The organism is Streptomyces sp. NPDC017520 (assembly GCF_044329855.1).
Taxonomy (GTDB): Bacteria; Actinomycetota; Actinomycetes; order Streptomycetales; family Streptomycetaceae; genus Streptomyces.
On sequence record NZ_JBIRKB010000012.1, the window covers coordinates 80,774 to 104,878 of the forward strand.

Below are 24,105 nucleotides of genomic sequence, written 5' to 3' on the forward strand. Positions count from 1 at the left end.
CGAGGGGATCGCCCCGCGCCGCCCGTCCCGGCCACTGCTCGCTCCGCCCGTGCCCCGTGCCCTGTCCCCGTGCCCCGTGCCCTGCTCGCTCCGCCCGTGCCCCGTGCCGTTGACCGTGCCCCGTACCGCATGGGTGGCGCGCCGGTCGATGTATCCGTCCGCGTGCCCGTGCAATGGTCGGGCAAAGACTAGACGCTGGGGACACTCCTGTGAGGGTCCCCGGCAGAACTGCGCGCGGGACGGAGACGAACGGTGCGCGACCGTCGACGAGCGGCGGTGCCGGCGCGACGGGCGGCGGGGCGGGGCGGGGCGCGGACCGGGCATGAACCGGCCGCCCCGGACCGGGCATGGACCGGCCGCCTCGGATCGGGCATGGACCGGCCGCCTCGGATCGGGCGTGAACCGGGCGGCCCGGCCGGGGATACGGGCGGCGGCATGCGGGCGGTACGGACCCTGGGCTCACCGGTTGCGGGCGCGACTGTCGTCCCCGGGTCGTACTCTGGAAACCACCCCGGCCCCCGGGGGTGCCCGGCGGTTCAGGCACCCCTGACGTGTCGGGCCCTTCGCGTTGCCCCGGTAGCAGCCGGCTGCCGGTGAACCCTGAGCCGCACCTGATCTGAACCCCGGACGGAAACTTCATGAGCCTGCACGGTCTGCTGGATGTCGTCGTTACGGACCCGGCGCTCGCCGAGGCGGTGAAGGCCGCCGGGGACGGGCACCGGGCCCACGTCGACCTGGTGGGCCCGCCCGGCGCGCGCCCGTTCGCCGTGGCCGCGCTGGCCCGGCAGACCGGCCGGACCGTGCTGGCGGTCACCGCTACGGGCCGGGAGGCCGAGGACCTGGCCGCCGCCCTGCGCACGCTGCTGCCGCCGGACACGATCGCGGAGTACCCGTCCTGGGAGACCCTGCCCCACGAGCGGCTCTCGCCCCGCTCGGACACCGTGGGCCGCCGCCTCGCCGTGCTGCGGCGGCTCGCCCACCCGCGCGCCGACGACCCGGAGACCGGCCCGGTCTCCGTCGTCGTCGCGCCGATCCGCTCCGTGCTCCAGCCCCAGGTCAAGGGGCTCGGCGAGCTGGAGCCCGTGGCGCTGGCCGGCGGGCAGAGCGCGGATCTGGGGGAGGTCGTGGACGCGCTGGCGGCCGCCGCGTACTCCCGGGTCGAACTGGTCGAGAAGCGCGGCGAGTTCGCCGTACGCGGCGGAATCCTGGACGTCTTCCCGCCGACCGAGGAGCACCCCCTCCGGGTGGAGTTCTGGGGCGACGAGGTCGAGGAGATCCGCTACTTCAAGATCGCCGACCAGCGGTCCCTGGAGGTCGCCGCGCACGGGCTGTGGGCCCCGCCCTGCCGCGAGCTGCTGCTGACCGACCAGGTGCGGGAGCGGGCGGCGGCCCTCGCCGAGCAGCACCCCGAGCTGGGCGAGTTGCTCGGCAAGATCGCGGAGGGCATCGCGGTCGAGGGCATGGAGTCCCTGGCCCCGGTCCTGGTCGACGACATGGAGCTGCTGCTCGATGTCCTGCCCGAGGACGCGATGGCGATCGTCTGCGACCCGGAGCGGGTCCGCACCAGGGCGGCCGACCTGGTCGCCACGAGCCAGGAGTTCCTCCAGGCGTCGTGGGCGGCGAGCGCGGGCGGCGGCGAGGCCCCCATCGACGTGGGCGCGGCCTCGCTGTGGGGCATCGCGGACGTCCGGGACCGGGCCCGTGAGCTGGACATGATGTGGTGGTCGATCTCGCCGTTCGCGGCCGACGCCGCCGACCACGACGACGACACCCTCCAGCTCTCCATGCACGCCCCCGAGGCGTACCGGGGCGACACCGCCCGTGCGCTCGCCGACACCAAGGGCTGGCTGGCCGACGGCTGGCGCACGGTGTACGTCACGGAGGGCCAGGGCCTCGCCACCCGTACGGTCGAGGTACTGGGCGGCGAGGGCATCGCGGCCCGCCTCGACGCGGACCTGACCGAGCTCACCCCGTCCCTGGTGCACGTCTCCTGCGGGGCCATCGAGCAGGGGTTCGTCGACCCGGCGCTGAAGCTCGCCGTGCTCACCGAGACGGACCTGACCGGCCAGCGCACCGCCACCAAGGACCTGGGCCGGATGCCGGCCCGCCGCCGGAAGACGATCGACCCGCTCACCCTGGAGGTCGGCGACTACATCGTCCACGAGCAGCACGGTGTCGGCCGGTACGTGGAGATGGTGCAGCGCACGGTCCAGGGCGCGACCCGCGAGTATCTGCTCGTCGAGTACGCCCCCGCCAAGCGCGGCCAGCCGGGCGACCGCCTCTACATTCCCACCGACCAGCTGGAGCAGGTCACCAAGTACGTCGGCGGCGAGGCCCCGACGCTGCACCGGCTCGGCGGCGCGGACTGGACGAAGACGAAGCAGCGGGCGAAGAAGGCGGTCAAGGAGATCGCCGCCGACCTGATCAAGCTCTACTCCGCCCGGATGGCGGCCCCCGGCCACGCCTTCGGCGCGGACACCCCCTGGCAGCGGGAGCTGGAGGACGCCTTCCCGTACGCGGAGACGCCCGACCAGCTGTCCACGATCGCCGAGGTCAAGGAGGACATGGAGAAGACGGTCCCGATGGACCGGCTGATCTGCGGCGACGTCGGCTACGGCAAGACGGAGATCGCGGTCCGGGCCGCCTTCAAGGCGGTCCAGGACGGCAAGCAGGTGGCGGTCCTCGTCCCCACCACTCTCCTCGTCCAGCAGCACTACGGCACGTTCACCGAGCGCTACTCACAATTCCCGGTCAACGTCCGCGCCCTGAGCCGCTTCCAGTCGGACACCGAGTCCAAGGCCACCCTTGAGGGCCTGAAGGACGGGGCCGTCGACCTGGTCATCGGCACCCACCGCCTCTTCTCCTCCGAGACGAAGTTCAAGGATCTCGGCCTGGTCATCGTGGACGAGGAGCAGCGGTTCGGCGTCGAGCACAAGGAACAGCTCAAGAAGCTCCGCGCCAACGTCGACGTGCTCACGATGTCCGCGACCCCCATCCCCCGTACGCTCGAAATGGCGGTCACCGGCATCCGCGAGATGTCCACGATCACCACCCCGCCGGAGGAGCGCCACCCGGTCCTCACCTTCGTCGGCCCGTACGAGGAGAAGCAGATCGGCGCGGCGGTCCGCCGTGAACTCCTGCGCGAGGGCCAGGTCTTCTACATCCACAACCGGGTCGAGTCCATCGACCGGGCCGCCGCCCGCCTCCGCGAGATCATCCCGGAGGCCAGGATCGCCACGGCCCACGGCCAGATGTCCGAAGCGGCCCTGGAACAGGTGGTGGTGGACTTCTGGGAGAAGAAGTTCGACGTCCTGGTCTCCACGACGATCGTCGAGTCCGGCATCGACATCTCCAACGCCAACACCCTGATCGTGGAGCGCGGCGACAACTTCGGCCTCTCCCAACTGCACCAGCTGCGCGGCCGGGTGGGCCGAGGCCGCGACCGGGGCTACGCCTACTTCCTCTATCCCCCCGAGAAGCCCCTGACGGAGACGGCCCACGAACGCCTGGCCACCATCGCCCAGCACACGGAGATGGGCGCGGGCATGTACGTGGCGATGAAGGACCTGGAGATCCGCGGCGCGGGCAATCTGCTCGGCGGCGAGCAGTCCGGCCACATCGCGGGCGTCGGCTTCGACCTGTACGTCCGCATGGTCGGCGAGGCGGTCGCCGACTACCGGGCCCAGATGGAGGGCGGCGAGCAGGAGGAGCCCCCGCTGGAGGTCAAGATCGAGCTCCCGGTCGACGCACACGTCCCGCACGACTACGCCCCCGGCGAGCGGCTGCGCCTCCAGGCCTACCGCGCGATCGCCGCAGCCTCCTCGGAGGACGACATCCGCGCGGTCCGCGAGGAGTTGACCGACCGCTACGGCCCCCTGCCCGAACCGGTCGAGAACCTCCTCCTGGTCGCCGGCCTGCGCATGCTGGCCCGCGCCTGCGGCGTCGGCGAGATCGTCCTCCAGGGCTCCAACATCCGCTTCGCCCCGGTGGAGTTGCGCGAGTCCCAGGAGCTGCGCCTGAAGCGCCTGCACCCCAAGACGGTCATCAAGCCGGCCGCCCACCAGATCCTGGTGCCGCGCCCGACGGCCGGGAAGATCGGCGGCAAGCCGGTCATCGGCCGCGAACTGCTGGCGTGGACGGGGGAGTTCCTGACGACGATCCTGGGGTCCTGATTGCCCGGGAACGGCTGAGGTCACTCGGCCGGAGAAAGCGCCTCCGCGATCTCCTCGTGCAGCCCCAGCGGCAGCCGCGTCCCCCACCGGTCCGCCGCCCCGGCCGCCAGCTCCCGGCTCCACCCCCAGCTGTTCGCCGCCGCCGTGCGGAGGGCCTCCGGGGTCAGCGGCCCGGTCGTCGTGGCGTACCGCTCGACGTCCGCCGACGGCAGGTCCGCCTCCAGGGCGCGGCTCAGGGTGAGCCAGTGGGTGGTCGAACCGCGCAGCAGGCGGCAGAGCTTGAGCTGGAGCGGGGCGATGACGGCGTGCAGCAGGTTGTGGGCGCGGGCGTGTTCGCCCCGGGCCTGAACGTGGGCCAGCATCAGGGTCCAGTTGGCCAGCTCGTCCGTGAGCTGCTGGGCGGTGGCCACCGGCTCCGGCGGGCGGAAGGCGGCCAGTTCGCGGGCGGCGGCCGTGAGGTCGCCGGTGCGGTCCAGGAGGACGGCCGCTTCGGGGCGGGGGAAGTGGACCTGCCCGCGCCAGGTTGCGATCTCCGCGATGCCGGGACCGGTGGGCTCGACGTGGAACTCCCCGCGCATCAGGTCGTCGAAGACCACGGCGAGGATGCCGTACATGTTGGTGTACGCCAGCTTCAGCGGGGCCAGCCGCTCCACGAACGCGCGCCCGTCGAAGGCGTCGACGTCCTCCTCCCGTACGTAGAGGCAGGCGTCCAGGTCCGAGTGGGCGTCGGCCTCGCCGAGCGTCCACGAGCCGTAGAGGAGGACGCCCTCCACCCGTGGATCGGCCTCGGCTGTCGTGCGCAGCAACTCGATGCGGCGGGCCAGTGCCGGGGCTTCGGCGGGCAGGGGGGTGCGGGCGTCACGGGCGTGGGCGGGCGGGGTGTGCGGCATGGCCGGGTCTCCTGAGTGGGGCGCGGGGGCATACGAACGAGGCCCGGCGGTCGACGCCGGGCTGCTTCCGGTCCCGGTGCGGGACCTCTTTCGTCACTCAGGAAACGCCCATGAGGGGCAGTCTAGAGGGCGCCCCGTCAGCCGGCGCGGCCGTTCTCCGGCGTGAAGACCAGCGCCGTGAGCGACCGGAACGCCTCCTCCGGGTCCCGGCCCTCCATCGCGTCGGCCAGAGCGCCGCTGAGCAGCAGCGTCGCGAAGCCGTGGGCCAGGGACCACGCGGCCACCCCCGCGAGGCGGTCGTCCTCGCCCCGGCCGGCCGGCGGGAGGTCCGCCACGCCCGCGCGCAGGGCCCCGGTCGCCCGGGCGCGGGCGGCCAGGAGGTCCGGGTCGTCGGTGCGGTGCAGGTCCGGCTGGAACATCACCTGGAAGTGCGCGGGGTGCGTCGCCGCGAACCGTACGTACGCCACGCCCCGCTCCCGGAGGTCCGGTGCTCCGGCCAGTGCGTCGGCGAACAGGGCGTAGCCCTCGGCGGCCACGGCGGTCAGCAGGCCCGTACGGTCCTTGAAGTGGTGCGCCGGCGCGGCGTGCGAGACGCCGGCCCGCCGGGCCAGGTCACGCAGGCTCAGGGCGCCGGGGCCGTTCGTCGCGATGACGTCGAGGGCCGCGTCCAGGATCACGCGCCGCAGGTCGCCGTGGTGGTAGGTGCGCTCGCGCTCGCTGTTCATGCCAGCACCCTACCCGGCATCTTGTCATTGACAAGTTTCGGTGGCGCGCGCATGCTGGAGGTCTGATCTAGTCACTGGCAAGATGTGCGACGCGTGTTCCGAAGGGTGGAGATCATGACCGGAGAACCGGCCCGTGTGCGGCAGATGTGGCACCTCCTGGAGCCCCTCCACGCCGTTCTGTACTACGCCCCCGAGGCCTTCGAGGAGGCCGCCGCGCTGGGGTACGACACCGAGGAGCGCTGGGCGGGCTACTTCGCCTGGCGGGCGGCTCCGCTGGGGGCGGTGGGCGCGGAGGAGGCGGTGCGGACGTTCCACAGCTTCGCCCCGGCGATGGTGGAGCGTTACGTTCCGGGCGTCTGGGCGACCGCAGCCCCCGCGGCCGTGCTCGCGGCCCGGCTGCGGGCGGTCGACCGGTCCTACCGGGCCCTGTTCGGGGACCGCGTGGAGGGACCGGAGTTCGCCGAGGCCGCCGTACTGGCCAGCCGCGCGGCGGAGGCGGCGGGCCCAGGGGCTCCCGGTGGCCTCGGAGCCGCCAACGCCGCGCTGCCCTGGCCCGACGCCCCGCACCTGGTGCTCTGGCAGGCGGCGACCGTCCTGCGCGAACACCGGGGCGACGGGCACATCGCCGCCCTCGTCGAGGCCGGCCTCGACCCGGTCGAGTCGCTGGTCTCCTTCGCGGCGGTCGGCGCGGCGCCCGCCGAGGTGTTCGCGAGCCGGCAATGGGGTCCGGAGGAGTGGGGCGCGGCCCGGCGGCGGCTGCGGGAGCGCGGGCTGCTGGCTGCGGACGGCACGGCCACGGACGCGGGGCGCGAGCTGCGCGCGAAGGTGGAGCTGCGTACCGACGAGGAGGCCGCCGCGCCGTGGCGGGCACTGGGGGAGCAGGGGCGCGAGCGGCTGGTGGCACTGCTGGGGGAACCCTGGCTGGAAGTCATCGGGTCGGGGATGCTGCCCGGCGAGAACACCCTGGGCATCGGGAAGGTGTGACCGGGCCGGGGCGCACGGTGTGCTGAAGCGCGGTCATGGAGAACCCTCCGGCGGGGAAGACGCCCATAGGATTCTCGGCGTTCGGCTCTCTCCCCGTCAGGACGGCTTCACGTGATAGCTCCCCGTACGCACCGCCGCCGTACGCACCGCGCGGCGGCCCTGCCCGCCGTCGGCGCTCTCGTCGCGATCGTCCTGGCGGGCGGCTGTGGCCCCGACGGCCTGGCGGGCGACGGCGGCGGAGCCCGCACGAGCGGCGGGACCAACGGCGGCGCGCAGTCCGCCGAGGGCTTCGGCGCCAGCCCGCTGGACAACCCCGACGGTACGAAGCCGGGCCTGGCCCCCCTCACCACCGACGCGGACCGGGCCGCCGCCCGGAAGATCATCGAGAAGGTGGCCACCAAGGGGCGCGGCCCGAAGACCGGCTACGAGCGGAAGAAGTTCGGCTACGCCTGGAAGGACGGGATCGACGGTATCCCGCTCGCCCGCAACGGCTGCGACACCCGCAACGACCTGCTCGCCCGGGACGGCAAGGACATCGAGCACAGGGCGGGATCCGACTGCGTGGTCATGTCGATGACTCTCCAGGACCCCTACACCGGTGAGAGCATCGACTGGCGCAAGCGGCGGGCCACCGAGGTGCAGATCGACCACGTGATGCCGCTGTCCTACAACTGGCAGATGGGAGCCGCCCGCTGGAACGAGGCCAAGCGTGAGCGGATCGCCAACGACCCGCTCAACCTCATCCCGGTGGACGGCCCGGCCAACAACGCCAAACGGGACTCCGGCCCCGCCGCCTGGCTGCCGCCGTACAAGCCGGTCCGCTGCTCCTACGCCGTACGGTTCGCCCAGGTCTCGCTGAAGTACGAACTCCCGGTCACGGCCGCCGACAAGCGGACCATGCTCACCCAGTGCGGCGGCTGAGCGGACCCCTGGGGCCGCCCGATCAGACCTTGCCGCCGCAGATCACGTCGTACGGGCGGCCCATCGCCATCATCAGCTGCATCGGCTCCGTGGTCGCCGCCGGGCACTCGGTCTTCTCCTTGACGAGGCCGAGGACCTTGAAGTCGTCCGCCCCGGCCGAAACGCAGGCGATCTCCTTGGCCGTCGCCGAGACGCAGTCGCCCTCGACCAGCTGGCCCCCGCCGGCGCCCGCGTCGCCGGGGTGGTCGCCCGTCAGGTTGCGGCCGCAGACCGTGTTGGTCGGGATGCCGCCGCCCTTCTTGTCGTCGCCGGAGCCGAAGACCCGGGAGACCTGGATGATCAGGTCCGTTCCGGCCGGGCACTGGATCGCGTTGGGCAGGAAGCTCGCGTCCTCGATCTTCAGGGCCTTGAAGGTCGCGCCCTGCTCGTCGCAGTCGTAGGCGCGGTAGCCGTCCGGCTTGTTCTCCGGGTCCGGGCCTCCGCAGTCACCGATCTCCCACGAGCCGCCCTTGCCGTCCGACGCGGACGAGGACGAGGACGACGAGGACGAATTCGAGGACCTCTTCGAGGAGTCGTCACCGAAGATCTTGGACGCCCCATAGCCCAGGCCGAGGATCACCGCGAGCACGACGATGCTCTGGAGACACCCGGCGGCTCTCCGGGGGCGGGGCGGTGCGGTGGCGGGCTGGGTCATGGTTCTGCTCCTCGACGAGTGGCGCACCGGGTGCGAAGTCACGGGTGGGGACGCGGCATGGACACTTCATGGTTCCGGCTGGATCACGCCGGTCCGGGAATGGCCTCGCCGAGGTCCTTGACCAGGAAGCGGGCCGGATCCGCGACCTCCTGCCGGACCCCGTCGGCGTCGAGGAACGCGTACCGGTCCAGGTAGCGGCAGCCGGTCTCGCGGTAGCCGATCCGCAGGTAGAGCGCGGCCGCCCGGCGGTTGTCGTCGTCCACGCCCAAGCCGATCCGAGCGATCCCGGCGTCGTGGACCCGGTGTTCCGCCGCACGGATCAGCGCCGTACCGAGGCCCCGCGAGCGCAGGTCCGGTGGCCAGACCGCGAGCCCGTTCAGCTCGGGGCAGTCGGGGAAGCGGGCCCGGACCTCCGGGGCGGCGCAGCCCTGCCACAGGATCTGCGCCGACCCGACGGGTACGTCGCCGGCCCAGGCGGTCAGAAAGGTGCTGAGTCCCCGCTCCTGCCGCTCGAACCGGGCGGCGTGCCGCCGGGTTCGGCCGGGCGAGGGCAGGTGCCGCTCCAGGAGTTCGAGATCCGTCGCGCGGCAGGGCCGGATCCGTACGGGACCGACGGAGGCGGACGGAGGCGTCGTCGTCATGCGGCGTGACGGTAGCCGGGCGGCGGCGGCGGCGCGGGCGAGCGGCTTTGGCGTGCGCCGTGGCTCCGAGCCGATATTCGCTGGTCGGAGCGGCGGAGGCTGTTTAGGGTCGCGCGTATGGAGCTGAACATCACCACCCTCGCCGAGCGCCCCGAGCTGGCCGACGCCCTGGACCGGATGCCGGACACCTGGCCGGAGTTCGTGCTGGAGGACATCGTCGGATGGGCGAACTTCGCACGGATCGCTGTGGAGTTCCCCCAGTGCGTGCTGGTCGCGACCGACCCCGAGGGCGTCGTGGTCGCGCGCTCCTACAGCGTGCCCTTCCTGTTGGACGCCCCCGGCCGTGGCGAACTGCCCGTCGGCGGCTGGGACCGGATGTTGCTGTGGGCCTTCGCGGACCTGCGGCGCGGGCGGACGGCGGACACGCTCGGGGCGATCGAGATCACCGTGGCCACCGGCCATCAGGGCAAGGGGATATCGGGCCGGATGCTCGCCGCGATGCGCGACAACGCGCGACGGCTCCGCTTCGGGGAGATCGTCGCCCCGGTGCGGCCGAGCGGCAAGCACCTGCGGCCAGGCCTGCCGATGGAGGAGTACGCCCGCCTGACCCGCCCCGAGGACGGGCTGCCCGAGGACCCCTGGCTGCGGGTCCACGCCCGGGCGGGCGGCAAGGTGGACTCGGTCGCCACGGTGTCGATGACGGTGAGCGGTTCGCTCGCGCAGTGGCGGGAGTGGACCGGGCTGCCGTTCGACACGGACGGTCCGGTGGAGGTTCCGGGGGCGCTCCTCCCGGTGCACTGCGCGCTCGCGCACGGATACGCGGTCTACGTCGAGCCCAACGTCTGGGTGCGGCACCAACTGTGACGCCCAGGCCGGAAGGCCCGGGCACGGTGCCCACCGCGATACCGGCCCGTCCGGGCACGGTGCCCACCGCGATACCCGTCCGTCCGGGCACGGTGCCCACCGCGATACCGGCCCGTCCGGGCACGGTGCCCACCGCGATACCCGTCCGTCCGGGCACGGCTCCCGGGCCCGCCCCCGCCCTCCTCGTCATCGACATGCAGAACGCCCTGGTGGCGATGGCGTACCGGGCGTCGGCCACCGTCGAGGCCATCGCCGCTCTCCAGGCGCGGGCCAGGGCCGCCGGCGCGCCGGTGATGTTCGCGCAGCAGGGGGACGACGAACTGGAGCCCGGGACCGGCGGCTGGCGCATCGTGCCCGAACTGGCCCCCGCCCCCGGGGAGACGGTCGTACCCAAGGAGGCCCCGGACAGTTTCCTCGACACGGAACTGGACGCGGCCCTGCGCGCCCGAGGGGTCACCGAGGTCGTCGTCACCGGGTTCGCCACCGAGATCTGCGTCGAGTCCACCGCCCGGCAGGCACTGAGCCGGGGGTACGACGTGGTGCTCGTCGCGGACGGCCACACCACGTCCGTCCGGTCCGGCCCCGGCCCGTACGCCGCACCGGAGGCGTCCGTCGCGCACCACAACGAGATCTACCGCAACCTCCGCTTCCCGGGCCGCCGGGTACGCGTACTGGCGGCGGCCGAGGTGGACTTCACCGGCGGAGCCCCGGCCCCGGCCGGCTGACCGGGGGCGGGGCTTCGCGCACGGGCCGGGCCCTACTGCTCCAGGTCGACGATGTCCTTCGCGGCGGGCTTCTCCGCCACCACGGGCACGTCGAACTCGGACAGGCTCATCGTCATCGGCTCCTCGCCACCCCGGGACGCGACGCGCAGGATGTACGGGGCGCCCTCGGCGGAGACGTCGATGGTGAACGTCTCCTTGCCCTCCTTCTCCGTGAGGCGCAGGGCCGGCTTGCCGGCGACCGTCGTGGGTCCCTTCTTGCGGGCGGCGTTGTCGCCCGCCTCGAACTCCTTGAGCAGCCCCTTCAGGTCGCAGAACTCGATGGTGTCCTTGGTGTCCGGCTCGGAGGCCTTCGACTCCATCCAGCGGCCCGCGATCAGCTCGACCGCCGCGTCCACGTCCGCCTTCGGCTCGCCCTTCGACTGCTCGCGCAGCAAGGTCTCGTCGAGCTTCGTCCAGACCGTGTCGCCGGTCTTGCGGACCTCCATGGTGCCCGTGCCGCCCATGGTCATCGTTCCGGTGCAGTCACCCCCCAGACTCGTGGCGAAGTCGGCCTGGACCCGGCCGTCGGAGGTGGTCATGTCGAGTCCGATCCGCAGGGACTTGACCCCGGTCGTCTTCGTGAGGGCCTGGTTCACGACCTCCGGCCCCGAGGCTCCGGCGAACGGCCCGGTCTCCGTCGGGGAGTCCGTTCCGCAGGCGGCAAGGCCGAGCAGGGTCATCGCGCAGACGGTGTTGACGGATATGCGGGTGATGAGACGCATGGGGGCAGGCTCCGAAGGAGAGGCGCGAGCGCGCCGGTCAGTAGAGAGAAAAGCGGGCCCTGGCGGGGCGGACCAATAACAGCAGAGCTTGTGAACCGAGTCAACACGAAAGAGTCGTGACGGGTCGGGCAATGGTGTTTTCCGGTGTGGTGCGGGTGATTCGCTATGCTCGCGGGCACGCAGCGCGGACGGACCGAGGGAGTGCCAGTGCCGGAGAACGCCACGGAGGTCACCGCGGCCGGGATCGCGCGACTGGCAGGAGTGGGCCGTGCCGCCGTCAGCAACTGGCGCCGTCGGCACGCCGACTTCCCCCGGCCCGTCGGCGGCACCGCGACCAGCCCCGCCTTCGCGCTGTCCGAGGTGGAGCGGTGGCTGCGCGCCCAGGGAAAACTTGCCGAGGTGCCGCTGGGCGAGCGGGTCTGGCAGGCGGTGGCCGGTCACCCCGCAGGGGCCGACCAGGCTCTGCTCCACACAGGCTGCGCCCTGCTGCTCGTCCGTGACCGGCCCGCCGCCTGGCTGGAGTTGACCGCAGCGTCCGACGAGCGGATGGCCGACGCGCTGCCGCACGCCGTGGACCACGTGCTCACGGCCAGGCTCGGCCCCGACGCCCCTTCCGGCGTCTCAGGGCCCGGCCGGGCCGCCGCACCGGAACCAGAGACAGTCCGCACGCCGGAAACCGCCCACGCGACAGCGTCCGCCGGCTCGACCGGGCCCACCGCACCCGCACCCACCGCACCCACCGCACCCAGCGCACCCGCCGCACCCGCCTCCGGAGCCGCACACCCGGCGAACCAGCCCGAGGCTTCGGGAGTTCACGGGGCGGCTTCGGGAGTGCACGGGGCGGCTCCGGGAGTGCACGGGGCGGCTCCGGGGGTGCACGGGACGCGAGCCGTTCACACCCCCACCGCGCAGGCCCTGCTGCCTTCCGTGCCGCTCCTGCGCGCCGCCGCGGAACTCGCCGCCGGGATCGGGGCCGGCCAGACCTTCGAGTTCCTGCTCGGCCGGCACCTGGACGCCAACCCCCGCCAGTACACGCTGACCCCGCCGCACCTCGCCGAGCTGATGGCGGACCTCGCCGAACCCCCGAAGGACGCCGGTCGCCCGGCCCTCGACAGGCCGCTCCGCAGCGTCCTGGACCCGGCCGCCGGTACCGGCGCCCTGCTCCGCGCCGTCTCCGGGCCCGCGGCGCTGTACGCCCAGGAGGCCGACGCCGGGCTCGCCGCCCTCACCGCCCTGCGCCTCGCCCTGGGCGCCGACGGAACGCGGAGCTCCCGCCCCTCCCTGGCCGTGCGGACCGGGGACACCCTGCGGGCCGACGCCTTCGCCCGGCTCACGACCGACACCGTGCTCTGCCACCCACCCTTCAACGACCGCAACTGGGGCCACGACGAGCTGGGCTACGACCCGCGCTGGGAGTACGGCTTCCCCGCCCGCGTCGAGTCCGAACTGGCCTGGGTCCAGCACGCGCTGGCCCGGCTGCGCGACGGCGGCACCGCCGTCCTCCTGATGCCTCCGGCGGCCGCCTCCCGGCGCTCAGGCCGCCGCATCCGCGCCGACCTCCTGCGCAGGGGAGCCCTCCGCGCCGTCTTCGCCCTCCCGGCCGGCGCCGCACCCCCGTACGGCATTCCGCTCCACCTCTGGGTCCTGCGCAGACCGACGCCCGGAGTCCGCCCAGGGCCGGACCTCCTCCTGGTCGACACCGCCGGTCTCGCGGCGTCCGCCGGGGAAGCGGGCGGCAAGTCGGCGGGCGGCGGACGTGACCGGCTCGACTGGCCCGCCGTGCGCGCCGCCGTGCTCGACGCCTGGCGCGACCGGTCCGACCTCCCCGGCGTCAGCCGCGTCGTCCCCGTGGTCGAACTCCTCGACGACGACGTGGACCTGGCCCCGGCCCGGCATCTGCCCCGCCCCGCGCCCGGGGGAGACGGGTCCGGACTCGGCGAGGTGCGGGAGCGGCTCACCGAGACCCTCCGGCTGACCGCCCGCCTCACCCCGCCCCCCGCCGCCCCCGCCGTCCCAGCGCACCGCCCCAGGACCACCGTCGGCGAACTCGCCCGCGGCGGGGCGCTCTCGCTGCACACCGGCAACGCGGCCCCGGGCGGCCCGGGCCCCGTCCTCACCGAGCACGACGTCCTCACCGGAGCGGCCCCGGCCGGAACCCCGCTCACCGGCCCGCAGGCCCCGGGCGGGCCCCCCGACGACCCGGTCGTGCTCGAACCCGGTGACGTCGTGGTGCCCGTGCTCGGTGGCGGGACCGTCGTCCGGGTCGTCGGCGAGGGCGACGTGGGCGCCGAGCTCGGCCGCAACCTCCAGCTGCTGCGGCCCGACCCGGCCGCCCTCGATCCGTGGTTCCTGGCCGGTTTCCTGCGCGGCACCGCCAACAACCGGCAGGCCAGCAGCTACGCCTCCACGGCGGCCCGGCTGGACGCCCGGCGCCTCCAACTGCCCCGGATGCCGCTGGCCGAACAGCGGAGGTACGGGGAGCGGTTCCGCGAACTGGCCGCGTTCGAGGACGCGTTGCGGACGGCGGAGCGGCTCGGCGGGCTGCTGGTCCAGGGGATGTACGACGGGCTGACGGACGGCACGGTCACGCCCGGGTGAGGTGAACCACAACGGTTGGGCCCATCCGGGGTCGCCCGGTCGGCGGAGGTGTATACGCTCACCCCACACGTCCGACATACGCGTCCCAGGAGCAGCACATGCACGGCTACGGCCCGACGCCGCAGCAGCAGACGACATCCCGGCCGTCCTCGGCGACGCTCGCCGCGGTGCGCGTGGTCTTCGTGGTGGTGACCGTGCTGAGCTGCGGCCTGCTGGGCTGGGTCGCGATGCTGCGGCTCGCCATCGTCACCCGCAGGACGCGCGACTGGGTTCTCATGGCGGTCGTGGTGATCCTCAACATGGGGCTGTTCATCTTCATCATGGAGACGCCGGACGACCCCGACGAGATGTCGGACGCGCAGGCGCTTCTCCTGTTCGCCTGGCTCGTCGTCGTGCTGACGGGCGTGATCGCCTACTACCTGTACGCGGAGATACGCCACTACGGCTCTCCCGGCGCCCCGCCCCCGTACGGCGCCCACGCGACCGTGCCCCCCGCGCCGCTCCCGTACCAGCAGCACCCGCGGCACCCGCAGCAGAGTCAGCACCCGCAGCCCAACCCGTACACCGTGCCGACCCCGCCGCCCACGCCCACCCCCGCGCCCCAGCGCCTCGACCAGGTCCGCGCCGAGCTGGACGAGCTGAGCGACTACCTCCGCAAGGAGACCGGCGAGGGCGAGGGCCGGTGAGCGGGCGGATCATCGCCGACCGGTACGAACTGGCGACCATCCTCGGCCAGGGCGGCATGGGCCAGGTGTGGACGGCCTACGACCGGCGGCTGGACCGCCGCGTCGCCGTGAAGCTGCTCCGCCCCGACCGGGTCGCCGGGCCCACCGGCAGCGACGCCGCCGACGAGCTGCGCCGCCGGTTCGTCCGGGAGTGCCGGGTCACCGCTCAGGTCGACCACCCCGGCCTGGTCACCGTCCACGACGCGGGCAGCGAGGGCGACGACCTCTACCTCGTCATGCAGTACGTCGAGGGCGCCGACCTCGCCGACCATCTGGCCGAGCGGAACCCGTACCCCTGGCCGTGGGCCGTCGCGGTCGCCGCCCAGCTCTGTGCCGTCCTCTGCGCGGTGCACGCGGTGCCGATCGTCCACCGCGACCTCAAGCCCCGGAACGTGATGGTCCGGCCCGACGGCACCGTCACCGTCCTCGACCTCGGCGTCGCCTCGGTCCTCGACACGGACACCACCCGCCTCACCCACACCGGTTCACCCATCGGCTCCCCCGCCTACATGGCCCCTGAGCAGGCGATGGGCGGCGCGGTCGGCCCGTACACCGACCTGTACGCCCTCGGGGTGCTCCTGCACGAACTCCTCAGCGGTGACGTGCCGTTCGCCGGCTCCACCGCGCTCGGCGTGCTGCACCGCCACCTCTACGAGCCCCCGCTCCCGGTCCGCAAGACCCGCCCCGAGGTCCCCGCCGCCCTGGAGGCCCTCGTGCTGCGGCTCCTCGCCAAGGACCCCCAGGACCGGCCGGCCTCCGCCCAGGAGGTGTACGAGGGCCTCGCCCCGCTGCTGCCCAAGCACGGGGCCCCCGCCGAACCGCTCGACCCGACGCGTCCGTTCCTGCGCCCGCACGCCCCCTGGCCGGACCGGGCAGCCACCCCGGCCTCCGTGCCCGCACCCGCCGCCTTCGCCGCGACGCCCCCCTCCCTCGGCGCCCCGCCGTCCTTCAACCCGCCCCCGGCCGCCGCACCGACCCCGGCGCGCCCCGCCCACCTGCCGCCGAGCACTCCGCCGCCGTCGCCCGCCCGGCCGGACGTCGCGCGGGCCGTGGACGAGGTCAAGAAGCTGCTCGGCGAGGGCCGCATCACCCAGGCCGTGGACGTCCTCGGCGCCACGCTCCCGGCCGCCGCCGCCGAGCACGGCGAGCACTCACCGGTCGTCCGCATCCTGCGCAAGCAGTACGCCGCGACCCTGATGGACGACGGGCAGTACCGCCGCGCCCTGCCCGAACTGCGCCGCCTCGCCGAGGACCGCACCGCCGAAGCGGGCCAGGCCGACGCCCAGGCCCTCCAGTTCCGCTACGACGCCGCCCAGTGCCTCGAACAGCTCGGCGAGGCCGGGGCCGCGCTGGTCGAGTACCGCGCGATCCTCCCGTACTACGAGCACGCCTACGGGCCGGTCGCCTCCGACCCCGGCCGCGCACTCGACATCCGGCACCGCATCGGGCAGCTGCTCCTGGCGGTCGGCGACCACACCGCGGGCCGGGCACAGCTCCAGGCCCTGCTGTACGACGCCGAGCGCACCTACGGGCCGCACCACCCGCTGCCGATGGACCTGCGCCGCCTGCTCAGCCACCAACGGGACGTCCGCGGGGGCTGACAGCGCCCCCGTACCGCCCCCACCGGAGCACTTCCCGACCACGCCGGCGACCACTTTCCCGGCCATCTTCCCGACCACATCCCCAACTCCTCCCGAATCGTTGGTCGAATCAGTGGCACCGGCCACCTCCACTGCCTAACATCGATCACCGCAAGGCTTTGTGCACTGATGCACAAACTCTCCCCGGGAGGCTCCTTTGCACCGCCGTCGTCGCACCGCGTTCGCCGTCCTCGCCGCGACACTCGTCGCCGCGCCACTCCTTTCGGCCTGCGGCAACCAGTCCCACCCCGGCGCCGCGGCCGTCGTGGGCGGCGAGCGGATCGAGGTGTCGACGGTCCAGAGCCGGGCCGCGGACGTCCGCAGCGCCCAGGAGAGCTCCCCGGAGGCCGTCCAGCTGGTGAACAAGTCGGGCCAGCTCAGCCGCGCCAAACTGCACGGGCTGATCTTCGGCCGGATCCTCGACCGCGCCGCCGAGGACGCGGGGGTCACGGTCACCCGCAAGGAGATCCAGGAGATGCGGAAGACCAGCCGCGCCCAGCAGGGCGGCGAGGAGCGGTTCGAGGCGATGATGCTCCAGCAGCGCTGGGTCGCCCCGGACCAGATCGACGCCGACATGCGCCAGGAGGTCCAGCTCCCGAAGCTGGCCGAGGCGCTCGGCGCGGACCTCGGCACACCGGCCGGCCAGCAGGTCGTCGGCGAGGCCCTCACCAAGGCGTCGAAGGCCCTCGACATCGACGTCAACCCGCGCTTCGGCACCTGGGACGACCAGAAGATGCAGCTCGGCAACTACAGCGCGCCCTGGATCACCCAGGTCACCGAGTTCGCGCCGAAGGAGTCCCCGGCGGGCGCCTGAACGACGGGTGTCTGAACCGACGGGCGCCTGAACCGGCGGACCGGGGGCCCCGGGGCCGGAGGTAGGTTCGCAGGGTGAACGCCGAAGCCCCCGACGCCCCCGTCGAGACCCCCGCCGATCCCGGCCGCATCGTCCTGCTCACCGCCAGCCACCGGGTCGCGCCCGGCCTGCTGTCCTGGCCGGCCTGGCAGACGCTGCACGCGGCCGACCGGGTCATCGTCGCCGGTCCTGACCACCCGCAGCTCCCCTACCTCCGCGAGGCGGGCGTGACCGTCGAGCACGCCACACCCTCCGCCGACGAACTGGTCGCCGACTGCGCGGGCGGCCGGACCGTCGTCGTCCTGGTCGGCGGCGAGGGCGACAGCCGTCTGACGGACGGCCTGGCCCGGCTCGGCGGCTCGGGCCGGGTGGCCATGCCGGACCTGGAACTGCTCCCCGGCTCCTACGACCTGCCCGGGGCCCGCCTGCTGGACCTGGTCCAGGTCATGGACCGCATCCGCCGGGAGTGCCCCTGGACCTCGCAGAAGACGCACCGGGGCCTCGCCAAGTACGCCATCGAGGAGGCGTACGAACTGGTCGAGGCGATCGAGGACGGCGACCGGGACGAACTGCGCGAGGAACTCGGCGACGTCCTGCTCCAGGTCGTCTTCCACGCCAGGATCGCCGAGGAAGGCCGCCCGGAGGACGGGGCGGAGCCCTTCGCCATCGACGACGTCGCGGGCGGTCTCGTCGAGAAGCTGATCCACCGCCACCCGCACGTCTTCGGCGACGAGAGCGCCGAGACCCCCGAGGACGTCCACGCGCACTGGCTGCGCACCAAGGCGATCGAGAAGCAGCGGACCTCGGTCACCGAAGGCGTCCCCCTCGGCCAGCCCGGCCTGGCCCTCGCCGCGAAACTCGCGAGCCGCGTCCGTACGGCGGACTTGGACGTCCCCCTCCCCACGGGCGACACCATCGGCTACGAGCTGCTCGCCCTCGCCGTACGCGCCGAGGCGAACGGCACCGACCCGGAGGCCGCCCTGCGCGCCGCAGCCCGCGCCTACCGCGACGCGATCCTGGCGGCGGAGGGCGACGGGCCGGGCGTTCGGTAGGGGCGCGGTTGCTCACCGCCCGCCGAGTCTGTGCGGCAAGAAGCCGTCACCGTGATCCACCAGGCGACCTTTCCGGTGTGAACTTCACCGGAAGGGTGCGCAGGCCGCGCATGATCAGGCCGCCACGCCACCGTAGGTCGGCCGGGTCCACTGCGAGCTGTAGGTCCGGCAGGCGGCGGAACAACGTCTCCAGAGCCGTGCGCCCCTCCAGCCGAGCGAGAGGTGCACCGAGGCAGTAGTGGATGCCGTGCCCGTATCCCAGGTGCTGGTTGTCCCGGCGGGCGAGATCGAGAATGTCGGGGTTCTTGAACCTCTCGGGGTCGCGGTCCGCCGCCGCGAGCGCCACGAGGACTGGGTCACCCTTTCGGATCGACTGTCCCCCGATTTCGAGCCCCTCGGTGGCGTACCTCCAGGTTGCCAGCTCCACCGGGCCGTCGAAACGCAGCAGTTCCTCCACGGCACTATCGATGAGGGATCCGTTGCCCTGCTCTACCGCATTCTGGAAGACGGATCGCTGAGCAGGGTTCCGGAAGAACGCATGGGCGCTGTTGCCGATCAAGTTAATGGTTGTTTCGAAACCTGCAAACAGGATCACGAATGCCATGGCGGCGACCTCGTCCTCGGTGAGGTGCTCGCCGTGGTCACTCGCCCGGATCAGGTCGGAAATCAGGTCGTCGCCGGGGTCGGCGCGCTTCTTGTGGATCAGCTCGGAGAGGTAGGCGCGAATCTTCTTCACGGAGCGGGCGACGCCGCCACGCGGGCCGCCACCGTGCCGGATCATCATCCCAGCCCAGTCGCGGAAATCGTCCTGGTCCTCGCTGGGTACGCCGAGCAGGTCGCAGATGGCGTAGATAGGGAGCGGGAAGGCGAATTCACGGATGAGATCGGCTTCCCCGTTCTCCGCGAATGCGTCGACAAGGTTGTCCGCCAGTTCTTGTACCCGTGGAGCGAAGAGCGCGGCCCGGCGCGGGGTGAACGCCTTGGACACGAGTCGCCGAAGCCTGGTGTGGTCCGGCGGGTCGATGTTGAGCAGGTGCGTCATGAGGCCTGCACTGCGCTCCCCCGGGATACCGGTCTTGGTGCGGCCCTGGGCGTCATCAGCATGGTGCTCGGGGTTTTTGGAGAGCCGCGCGTCGGCGAGCGCCTGCCGCGCGTCGGCGTACCGGGTCACGAGCCACGCTTCCACTCCGGACGGCAGTTCGGTCCGGTGCACGGGCGCGTGCTCCCGCAGCCAGGCGTACGCGGGATACGGATCGGTCGCGAATTCCCAGGAGAAGAGCTCCGGAGCCGGGGTGTCGTTCATCCGGCGACGGTATCGGGCGCTTGTGCGGCGAGAGCCCACCGGCCTGGCGTTGAGATCTCGGCACCGAGGCTCTCCGATGCCGCCCTGACAGGGATGGCACGCCACCGACCGAACGGGCTCATCACCGATCCGGATCCTGGCGGCGATACCCGGCCGGGCGTTCTCCCCGGATTGCCTTCCTCGAACAGGTCGCGGCCACCGTGCTTCACATGTCCGACCAGGTCGCGTGCGTAGGGAAAGAAGTCCCTACTCCTGCCCGCGCGTTGGCGACTGCCTCAAGTCCTCTTCGGGTCGCCAACTGGGGTAATCTCCCCGGAAACGGCACCGGCCCCAGAGCGCTGTAGTGAGCGCCTTGAGGCCGGAACCTTCCCGGCGGTGTGCAGCCACCCCGGGGACGGAACAGTCTCGGAGGACTGAACATGCCCATTGTGGCACGCGCACACCTGCGCGAATCCGGCGCGATCATCGTGGCGAAATACGCCCGCGTCTCCACCTTGGACCAGCTCGACGGCTTCGGGCTCGAAGCCCAGGACGAGATCTCCGGTGGTTGGCTCGACCGCCACCCCGACGTAACCGTGTACGACGACTACGTGGACGAAGCGGTGGCAGGCACGCTGGAGAGCCGCCCGGAGATGGACCGGCTGGTCCACGACGCGCACCAGCGGCACTTCAACCGCATCCTTGTCCCCAACGTCGACCGAATCGGCCGTACGGCCCGCGCCGCCTACCAATGGGCCTGTAACATGGCGGACCTCGGCATCTACTTCATCTCGGTCGCCGAGGGCATCGACACCAGCACCGACGTCGGCTGGTCCAGGTTCGTGCAGTACGTCACCTTCTCCGAGATGGAGTGGCGGCGTATCAAGGAGCGTACCTTCGCCGGCCGCGAGCTGAAGATCAGCTACGGCGGCTGGCCAGGTGGCCCCGCCCCTTACGGCTACACGCTTGCCCAGGACACCTCCTGGGTCGGCAAGCGTCGGAAGAAGTTCAGCGTTCTCGTCACCGACGAGCACGAGTCCATGGTGCTCTCCGTGGCCGTCGGACTCGTCGTCGACCAGGGCATGAACTACACCGAGGCGTGCGACGAACTCAACGAGCGCAAGCTCTCCACCCGCAGCGGCGTGCCCTGGACCGTCGGGAACCTGCGTAATCGCCTCTGGAGCGAGACCATCCACGACGGTCACGTGGTCTACCGGAAGACGAACCGGGGCAACGGCAAGAACACGACCCTGCGCTGCGAGGACGGCACTCCGGTTCATGGCGACCCGGTGAGAATCGGCGTTCCGCCCATCTTCAGCGAGGAGCGTTCCCGGCTCCTTATGGAGACGCTCAAGAAGATCGGCTTTCAGAACGGCCGCAGCAAGGATCAGATCTACCCCCTCAGCGGTCGCATCGACGGGCATTGCGGCGAGGTCTACACCGGCGCCGGCCGAAGCGGCGACGCACGCGCCTACCGCTGCAAGGGCATGACCGACAAGGAAGGGTCCTGCGGCGAGCCGCACTTCAACGCCGATGGGATCGAGGGTGTTGTCTGGGCGGAACTGACCAGGTTCATGAAGGACGAAGGCCGCCTTCGGACGATGGCAACCGAGTGGGTTGGCGTCCTGCCCGGTGAAAAGGAGAAGTACCAGCAGCGGGCCACCGAGTTCGCCACGAGAGTCGCGGTTCAGGAAGACCTCATCCACCGGAAGGTGCCCGAGTACCTCAGGGCCGGCGTCGACCCCGTCGTCCTCAAGGCGTCCGTCAAGGAGATGCAACAGGAGCTGGAGGAGTTCCGGAAGCAGAAGGGGTTCGCGGAACAGTGGCTGGAGGCGTTCACCGAGTATGAGCGCCAGGCACACAACCTCGTCGCCGTCGCGAACAACGCCCGCGAGTGCCTCGACAACATGACGCTGGAAGAGCGCGGGGAAATCTTCGGCATGTTCGACATCAGGGTTGCTCCCGGAGCTATGGAGAACACGGCCAAGCCCGGTGTCAAGTGCGCGGTGAGCCAGTGGCACTGGGAGACCGGGACCCTCGTCCCGCCGGACCCGACGGACGAGGAATGGGAGTCGGTTCTCGCAGTCCTGCGCACCTTCTTCCAGGGTAGGGCGAAGCGGCACTTCACTACGGAGTGCGACATCCGTGCACAGTTCCGCGGCATGCTCCACCGCCTCCGGCGCGGCCTTGCCTGGAACGACATGCCCCTCACCTGGGGGCCGATCGACGCCATGCGGACACGTCAGCTCAAGTGGTGGCAGAAGGGCGCCTGGCCCGAAGTCATGCAGGCCCTCGGCGCGGAAAGGAGGGGAGTGGAGGTGTACCGTCGGCCGACCCTTCCCCCGCTCACGGTCACCGGCCGGCTCCGTGCGGGGCTGCTGGCGGAGGTGCGGAGCGAGGTACCCAAGGACAAGGGGGAGAACGCGATCGATGATCGCGACGCGGTCAAGGCGGACCGACGCGGCTATCTCTTTGAGTGCTCAGCTGGTCAGATCGGGTTCGAGACGGCGGTCAACCTCATCGGCGACGGTACGTGCGTTCCTCCGCGACCCGGAGAGGTTCGCGGATCCGGACACTCTGGACCTCGCACGGCGTGACAATCAGCACCTCGGGTACGGGCACGGCGTCCACTACTGTCTGGGAGCGCCACTGGCCCGGTCGGAGGGGCAGGCCGCACTGGCCACACTGTTGAGGCGCCTTCCTGACCTGCGGCTTGCGGGAGAACCTGGCGATTTGCGCTGGCGCGGCGGGCTCATCATGCGAGGACTGCGCACCCTTCCGGTCGAGTTCGAACCGGGTGTCCGGGCCGTGAAAAGTGACAGAGCGTCAACTTCGTGACTTTCACGTGATCTGCGCTGCATCGACTTGTGACACACGTTCGAGTCCCGCTAGGTTCACGGTTCGACGCGTCGGGCGCACCTTGCTCACGCGCCACTTGGGCGCCGAAGCAGCCACGGAATCCGCTGTGCGGCGCTCAGGCCACTCGCTTGTCAGTCGCACGGAAGGCATACCCATGGGCTCCGCGAACGGCAGACACCGCCGCCCTCGTCAGGCACCCGCCATCATCGTCGCCGCGGGCGTGACGGGATCGGCCATCGCCATCCCGCTGCTCGGCGCCGGCGGCGCGCACGCGGCCGAGGCCACCACCTGGGACCGGGTCGCCGAGTGCGAGAGCGGCGGCATGTGGAGTGCCGATCTCGGCAACGGCTACTACGGGGGGCTCCAGTTCTCGCAGGAGACCTGGTCGGCGTACGGCGGCACGGCGTTCGCGCCCCGCGCCGACCTCGCCAGCCGCTCGCAGCAGATCTCCGTCGCCGAGAAGGTCCTGGACGACCAGGGCCCGAAGGCGTGGCCCAGCTGTGCGGTGATCTCCGGCCTCGCGGTGGACGGCGGTCTGCCCGGCGTCGACCCGGGCACCTCGCCGTCCGCGGACCCGTCCGCGGATCCGTCCGCCGACCCGTCGGCGGACCCCTCGGCCGACCCGGCCTCCACCCCGACCGACGAAGCGGGCGAATCCGGTGAGTCCGGCGAGTCCGGTGAATCCGGCAAGGGTGAGAAGAGTGATGGGGCGGACAAGGGCGGTAGTGGTGGCGCGGAGAAGGGGAGTGAGGCCCCCGACCCCTCGGTGACGCCCTCCGCCCCGCCGGCCTCCGACGCGCCCGACACCTCGGACCCCTCCGCCGCCCCCGACGCCTCGACGGGCGAGGACGGCAAGGGGGGCAAGCATCGGGGAGCCCCCGCGCCCGAGGAGGCCGACGCGGGCCGGGAGGACGGTCCCCGTGAGTCCGGCCGGCACGCCTCGCGCGGCGAAGGCGACGCGCGGGACGGTGGCGCGGCGACCGCCGGCGGGTACACGGTGCGGCCCGGGGACAACCTCTGGGCGATCGCCGACGCCCAGGAGATCCCCGGCGGATGGACCGGCCTGTACGAGACGAACAAGGACCTCCTGGGCTCCGACCCGGACCTGATCCTGCCCGGCCAGAACCTGGACCTGGGCCCGGACCGGGGTGCGGGTGAGGACGCGGGCGAGGGTGCGGCCAAGGGCCCGGACCCGGCCGCTCCCGAGGGCGCAGGAACACCCGCAGGGGCGCCCGCCGCCAATTGATCGAATTCGGGAAAACACCCCGAAAATCGAGGCAGTTAAGAGACCTATGTCCACTTTTGCGTAAGTGAGACATGGGTCTCTTTGCTTCAACTGGCGCGTCTCGTCCGGCTGGTCCGGGCGAATCGCCCCTCACCTGCGGAAACGACCCGCCGGCCACGGCGAGTTCGGGCTGATTGCCCTCTATGTCCATCTTTGAATGTCGGGGTTGCCTGTGTTTACGGTCGGAGCCGCTCGCACCGCGGGCCCCGTCGACCGTCACGCCGAATCCTGCCGTCGGTCGAAGGGAACAGACGCGTAAGCGCCGTAGGCAGGAGCGGGGGACCCAGGTAAGCCGCCGGGTCCGGACGCCTCGTCGAAACCGACGAGAACGTACGGGACCGGCTAGGGGTGAAGTCGCGAGCAGCACCGCGCGACCGGGCAACTCATCAGCCCGAACCCGACAGCTCACCTCGTAGGCGTCGGTGAGGAGATTC

18 protein-coding genes, 1 pseudogene and 1 riboswitch are annotated in these 24,105 nt (G+C 72.2%); of the genes and pseudogenes, 13 read left to right on the forward strand and 6 right to left on the reverse strand.

Annotated elements, in window-relative coordinates:
• The first annotated feature begins 638 nt into the window (after nt 1-638).
• Nucleotides 639-4,172, forward strand: a complete 3,534-nt coding sequence (gene mfd, locus ACH4KB_RS26650) for a transcription-repair coupling factor (protein ID WP_398068422.1) — start codon at nt 639-641, stop codon at nt 4,170-4,172.
• 20 nt (nt 4,173-4,192) lie between these two features.
• Here the strand turns inward: mfd and ACH4KB_RS26655 are convergent, their stop codons facing one another.
• Both ACH4KB_RS26655 and ACH4KB_RS26660 read right to left on the reverse strand, forming a co-directional pair.
• Nucleotides 4,193-5,062: a nucleotidyltransferase domain-containing protein gene (locus tag ACH4KB_RS26655; RefSeq protein ID WP_398068423.1), complete on the reverse strand. Its 870-nt coding sequence runs from the start codon at nt 5,060-5,062 to the stop codon at nt 4,193-4,195.
• 137 nt (nt 5,063-5,199) lie between these two features.
• Nucleotides 5,200-5,787: a TetR/AcrR family transcriptional regulator gene (locus tag ACH4KB_RS26660; protein ID WP_398068424.1), complete on the reverse strand. Its 588-nt coding sequence runs from the start codon at nt 5,785-5,787 to the stop codon at nt 5,200-5,202.
• A gap of 114 nt (nt 5,788-5,901) precedes the next feature.
• Here ACH4KB_RS26660 and ACH4KB_RS26665 point away from each other — a divergent pair, with 114 nt between their 5' ends.
• Together ACH4KB_RS26665 and ACH4KB_RS26670 are read left to right on the forward strand one after the other, a co-directional pair.
• Nucleotides 5,902-6,771, forward strand: coding sequence for a hypothetical protein (locus ACH4KB_RS26665; protein WP_398068425.1), 870 nt, complete (start codon nt 5,902-5,904; stop codon nt 6,769-6,771).
• Between the two features lie 111 nt (nt 6,772-6,882).
• Nucleotides 6,883-7,692: an HNH endonuclease family protein gene (locus tag ACH4KB_RS26670; protein ID WP_398068426.1), complete on the forward strand. Its 810-nt coding sequence runs from the start codon at nt 6,883-6,885 to the stop codon at nt 7,690-7,692.
• 22 nt (nt 7,693-7,714) lie between these two features.
• Here the strand turns inward: ACH4KB_RS26670 and ACH4KB_RS26675 are convergent, their stop codons facing one another.
• Nucleotides 7,715-8,386, reverse strand: a complete 672-nt coding sequence (locus ACH4KB_RS26675; RefSeq protein WP_398068427.1) for a hypothetical protein — start codon at nt 8,384-8,386, stop codon at nt 7,715-7,717.
• 83 nt (nt 8,387-8,469) lie between these two features.
• Complete coding sequence (locus ACH4KB_RS26680) at nt 8,470-9,027, reverse strand: GNAT family N-acetyltransferase (RefSeq protein WP_398068428.1); 558 nt, start codon at nt 9,025-9,027, stop codon at nt 8,470-8,472.
• Nucleotides 9,028-9,144: 117 nt separating this feature from the next.
• On the opposite strand from ACH4KB_RS26680, the gene ACH4KB_RS26685 reads away from it, so the two are divergent.
• Both ACH4KB_RS26685 and ACH4KB_RS26690 read left to right on the forward strand, forming a co-directional pair.
• Nucleotides 9,145-9,891 carry an N-acetyltransferase gene (locus ACH4KB_RS26685; RefSeq protein WP_398068429.1) on the forward strand — a complete coding sequence of 249 codons (747 nt, stop codon included), beginning with the start codon at nt 9,145-9,147 and terminating at the stop codon, nt 9,889-9,891.
• Nucleotides 9,892-10,085: 194 nt separating this feature from the next.
• Nucleotides 10,086-10,616 (forward strand): isochorismatase family protein, encoded by a 531-nt coding sequence (locus tag ACH4KB_RS26690; RefSeq protein ID WP_398068511.1) that lies wholly within the window; start codon nt 10,086-10,088, stop codon nt 10,614-10,616.
• Nucleotides 10,617-10,648: 32 nt separating this feature from the next.
• Here ACH4KB_RS26690 and ACH4KB_RS26695 read toward each other — a convergent pair whose 3' ends face one another.
• A complete protein-coding gene (locus tag ACH4KB_RS26695) occupies nt 10,649-11,377 on the reverse strand; it encodes a hypothetical protein (protein ID WP_398068430.1) in 729 nt (242 codons plus the stop codon).
• 207 nt (nt 11,378-11,584) lie between these two features.
• Between ACH4KB_RS26695 and ACH4KB_RS26700 the strand changes: the two genes are divergently transcribed.
• The 5 genes from ACH4KB_RS26700 to ACH4KB_RS26720 all read left to right on the forward strand — a co-directional run bounded on the left by ACH4KB_RS26700 (nt 11,585) and on the right by ACH4KB_RS26720 (nt 18,245).
• The gene (locus ACH4KB_RS26700; protein WP_398068431.1) at nt 11,585-13,975 is read left to right on the forward strand and encodes an N-6 DNA methylase; all 2,391 of its coding nucleotides are present in this window, start codon (nt 11,585-11,587) and stop codon (nt 13,973-13,975) included.
• Nucleotides 13,976-14,073: 98 nt separating this feature from the next.
• Nucleotides 14,074-14,661 (forward strand): hypothetical protein, encoded by a 588-nt coding sequence (locus tag ACH4KB_RS26705; RefSeq protein WP_398068432.1) that lies wholly within the window; start codon nt 14,074-14,076, stop codon nt 14,659-14,661.
• A complete protein-coding gene (locus tag ACH4KB_RS26710; RefSeq protein ID WP_398068433.1) occupies nt 14,658-16,301 on the forward strand; it encodes a protein kinase in 1,644 nt (547 codons plus the stop codon). The genes ACH4KB_RS26705 and ACH4KB_RS26710 overlap by 4 nt, the downstream gene beginning before the upstream one ends.
• Before the next feature lie 196 nt (nt 16,302-16,497).
• Entirely contained in the window at nt 16,498-17,154 is a 657-nt protein-coding gene (locus tag ACH4KB_RS26715; protein ID WP_398068434.1) for a SurA N-terminal domain-containing protein, read from the forward strand.
• 74 nt (nt 17,155-17,228) lie between these two features.
• Nucleotides 17,229-18,245 (forward strand): nucleoside triphosphate pyrophosphohydrolase, encoded by a 1,017-nt coding sequence (locus tag ACH4KB_RS26720; RefSeq protein WP_398068435.1) that lies wholly within the window; start codon nt 17,229-17,231, stop codon nt 18,243-18,245.
• A gap of 46 nt (nt 18,246-18,291) precedes the next feature.
• Here the strand turns inward: ACH4KB_RS26720 and ACH4KB_RS26725 are convergent, their stop codons facing one another.
• The gene (locus ACH4KB_RS26725) at nt 18,292-19,548 is read right to left on the reverse strand and encodes a cytochrome P450 (RefSeq protein ID WP_398068436.1); all 1,257 of its coding nucleotides are present in this window, start codon (nt 19,546-19,548) and stop codon (nt 18,292-18,294) included.
• Between the two features lie 419 nt (nt 19,549-19,967).
• On the opposite strand from ACH4KB_RS26725, the gene ACH4KB_RS26730 reads away from it, so the two are divergent.
• The 3 genes and pseudogenes from ACH4KB_RS26730 (at nt 19,968) to ACH4KB_RS26740 (ending at nt 23,632) form a co-directional block, all read left to right on the forward strand.
• Complete coding sequence (locus tag ACH4KB_RS26730) at nt 19,968-22,124, forward strand: recombinase family protein (protein WP_398068437.1); 2,157 nt, start codon at nt 19,968-19,970, stop codon at nt 22,122-22,124.
• Nucleotides 22,072-22,365: pseudogene (locus ACH4KB_RS26735) on the forward strand (cytochrome P450); the annotation flags it as partial. The gene ACH4KB_RS26730 and the pseudogene ACH4KB_RS26735, both read left to right, overlap by 53 nt.
• A gap of 175 nt (nt 22,366-22,540) precedes the next feature.
• Nucleotides 22,541-23,632, forward strand: a complete 1,092-nt coding sequence (locus ACH4KB_RS26740) for a transglycosylase family protein (RefSeq protein WP_398068438.1) — start codon at nt 22,541-22,543, stop codon at nt 23,630-23,632.
• 289 nt (nt 23,633-23,921) lie between these two features.
• Nucleotides 23,922-24,105: riboswitch (cyclic di-AMP (ydaO/yuaA leader) on the forward strand.

What these genes read in the sequence shown, in the direction of transcription:
- mfd (WP_398068422.1), top strand. Translation starts at nt 639, where the DNA reads ATGAGCCTGCACGGTCTGCTGGATGTCGTCGTTACGGACCCGGCGCTC.
- ACH4KB_RS26690 (WP_398068511.1), top strand. Translation starts at nt 10,086, where the DNA reads ATGCAGAACGCCCTGGTGGCGATGGCGTACCGGGCGTCGGCCACCGTC.
- ACH4KB_RS26660 (WP_398068424.1), bottom strand. Translation starts at nt 5,787, where the DNA reads ATGAACAGCGAGCGCGAGCGCACCTACCACCACGGCGACCTGCGGCGC.
- ACH4KB_RS26655 (WP_398068423.1), bottom strand. Translation starts at nt 5,062, where the DNA reads ATGCCGCACACCCCGCCCGCCCACGCCCGTGACGCCCGCACCCCCCTG.
- ACH4KB_RS26685 (WP_398068429.1), top strand. Translation starts at nt 9,145, where the DNA reads ATGGAGCTGAACATCACCACCCTCGCCGAGCGCCCCGAGCTGGCCGAC.
- ACH4KB_RS26695 (WP_398068430.1), bottom strand. Translation starts at nt 11,377, where the DNA reads ATGCGTCTCATCACCCGCATATCCGTCAACACCGTCTGCGCGATGACC.
- ACH4KB_RS26665 (WP_398068425.1), top strand. Translation starts at nt 5,902, where the DNA reads ATGACCGGAGAACCGGCCCGTGTGCGGCAGATGTGGCACCTCCTGGAG.
- ACH4KB_RS26680 (WP_398068428.1), bottom strand. Translation starts at nt 9,027, where the DNA reads ATGACGACGACGCCTCCGTCCGCCTCCGTCGGTCCCGTACGGATCCGG.
- ACH4KB_RS26705 (WP_398068432.1), top strand. Translation starts at nt 14,074, where the DNA reads ATGCACGGCTACGGCCCGACGCCGCAGCAGCAGACGACATCCCGGCCG.
- ACH4KB_RS26675 (WP_398068427.1), bottom strand. Translation starts at nt 8,386, where the DNA reads ATGACCCAGCCCGCCACCGCACCGCCCCGCCCCCGGAGAGCCGCCGGG.
- ACH4KB_RS26740 (WP_398068438.1), top strand. Translation starts at nt 22,541, where the DNA reads ATGGGCTCCGCGAACGGCAGACACCGCCGCCCTCGTCAGGCACCCGCC.
- ACH4KB_RS26730 (WP_398068437.1), top strand. Translation starts at nt 19,968, where the DNA reads ATGCCCATTGTGGCACGCGCACACCTGCGCGAATCCGGCGCGATCATC.
- ACH4KB_RS26725 (WP_398068436.1), bottom strand. Translation starts at nt 19,548, where the DNA reads ATGAACGACACCCCGGCTCCGGAGCTCTTCTCCTGGGAATTCGCGACC.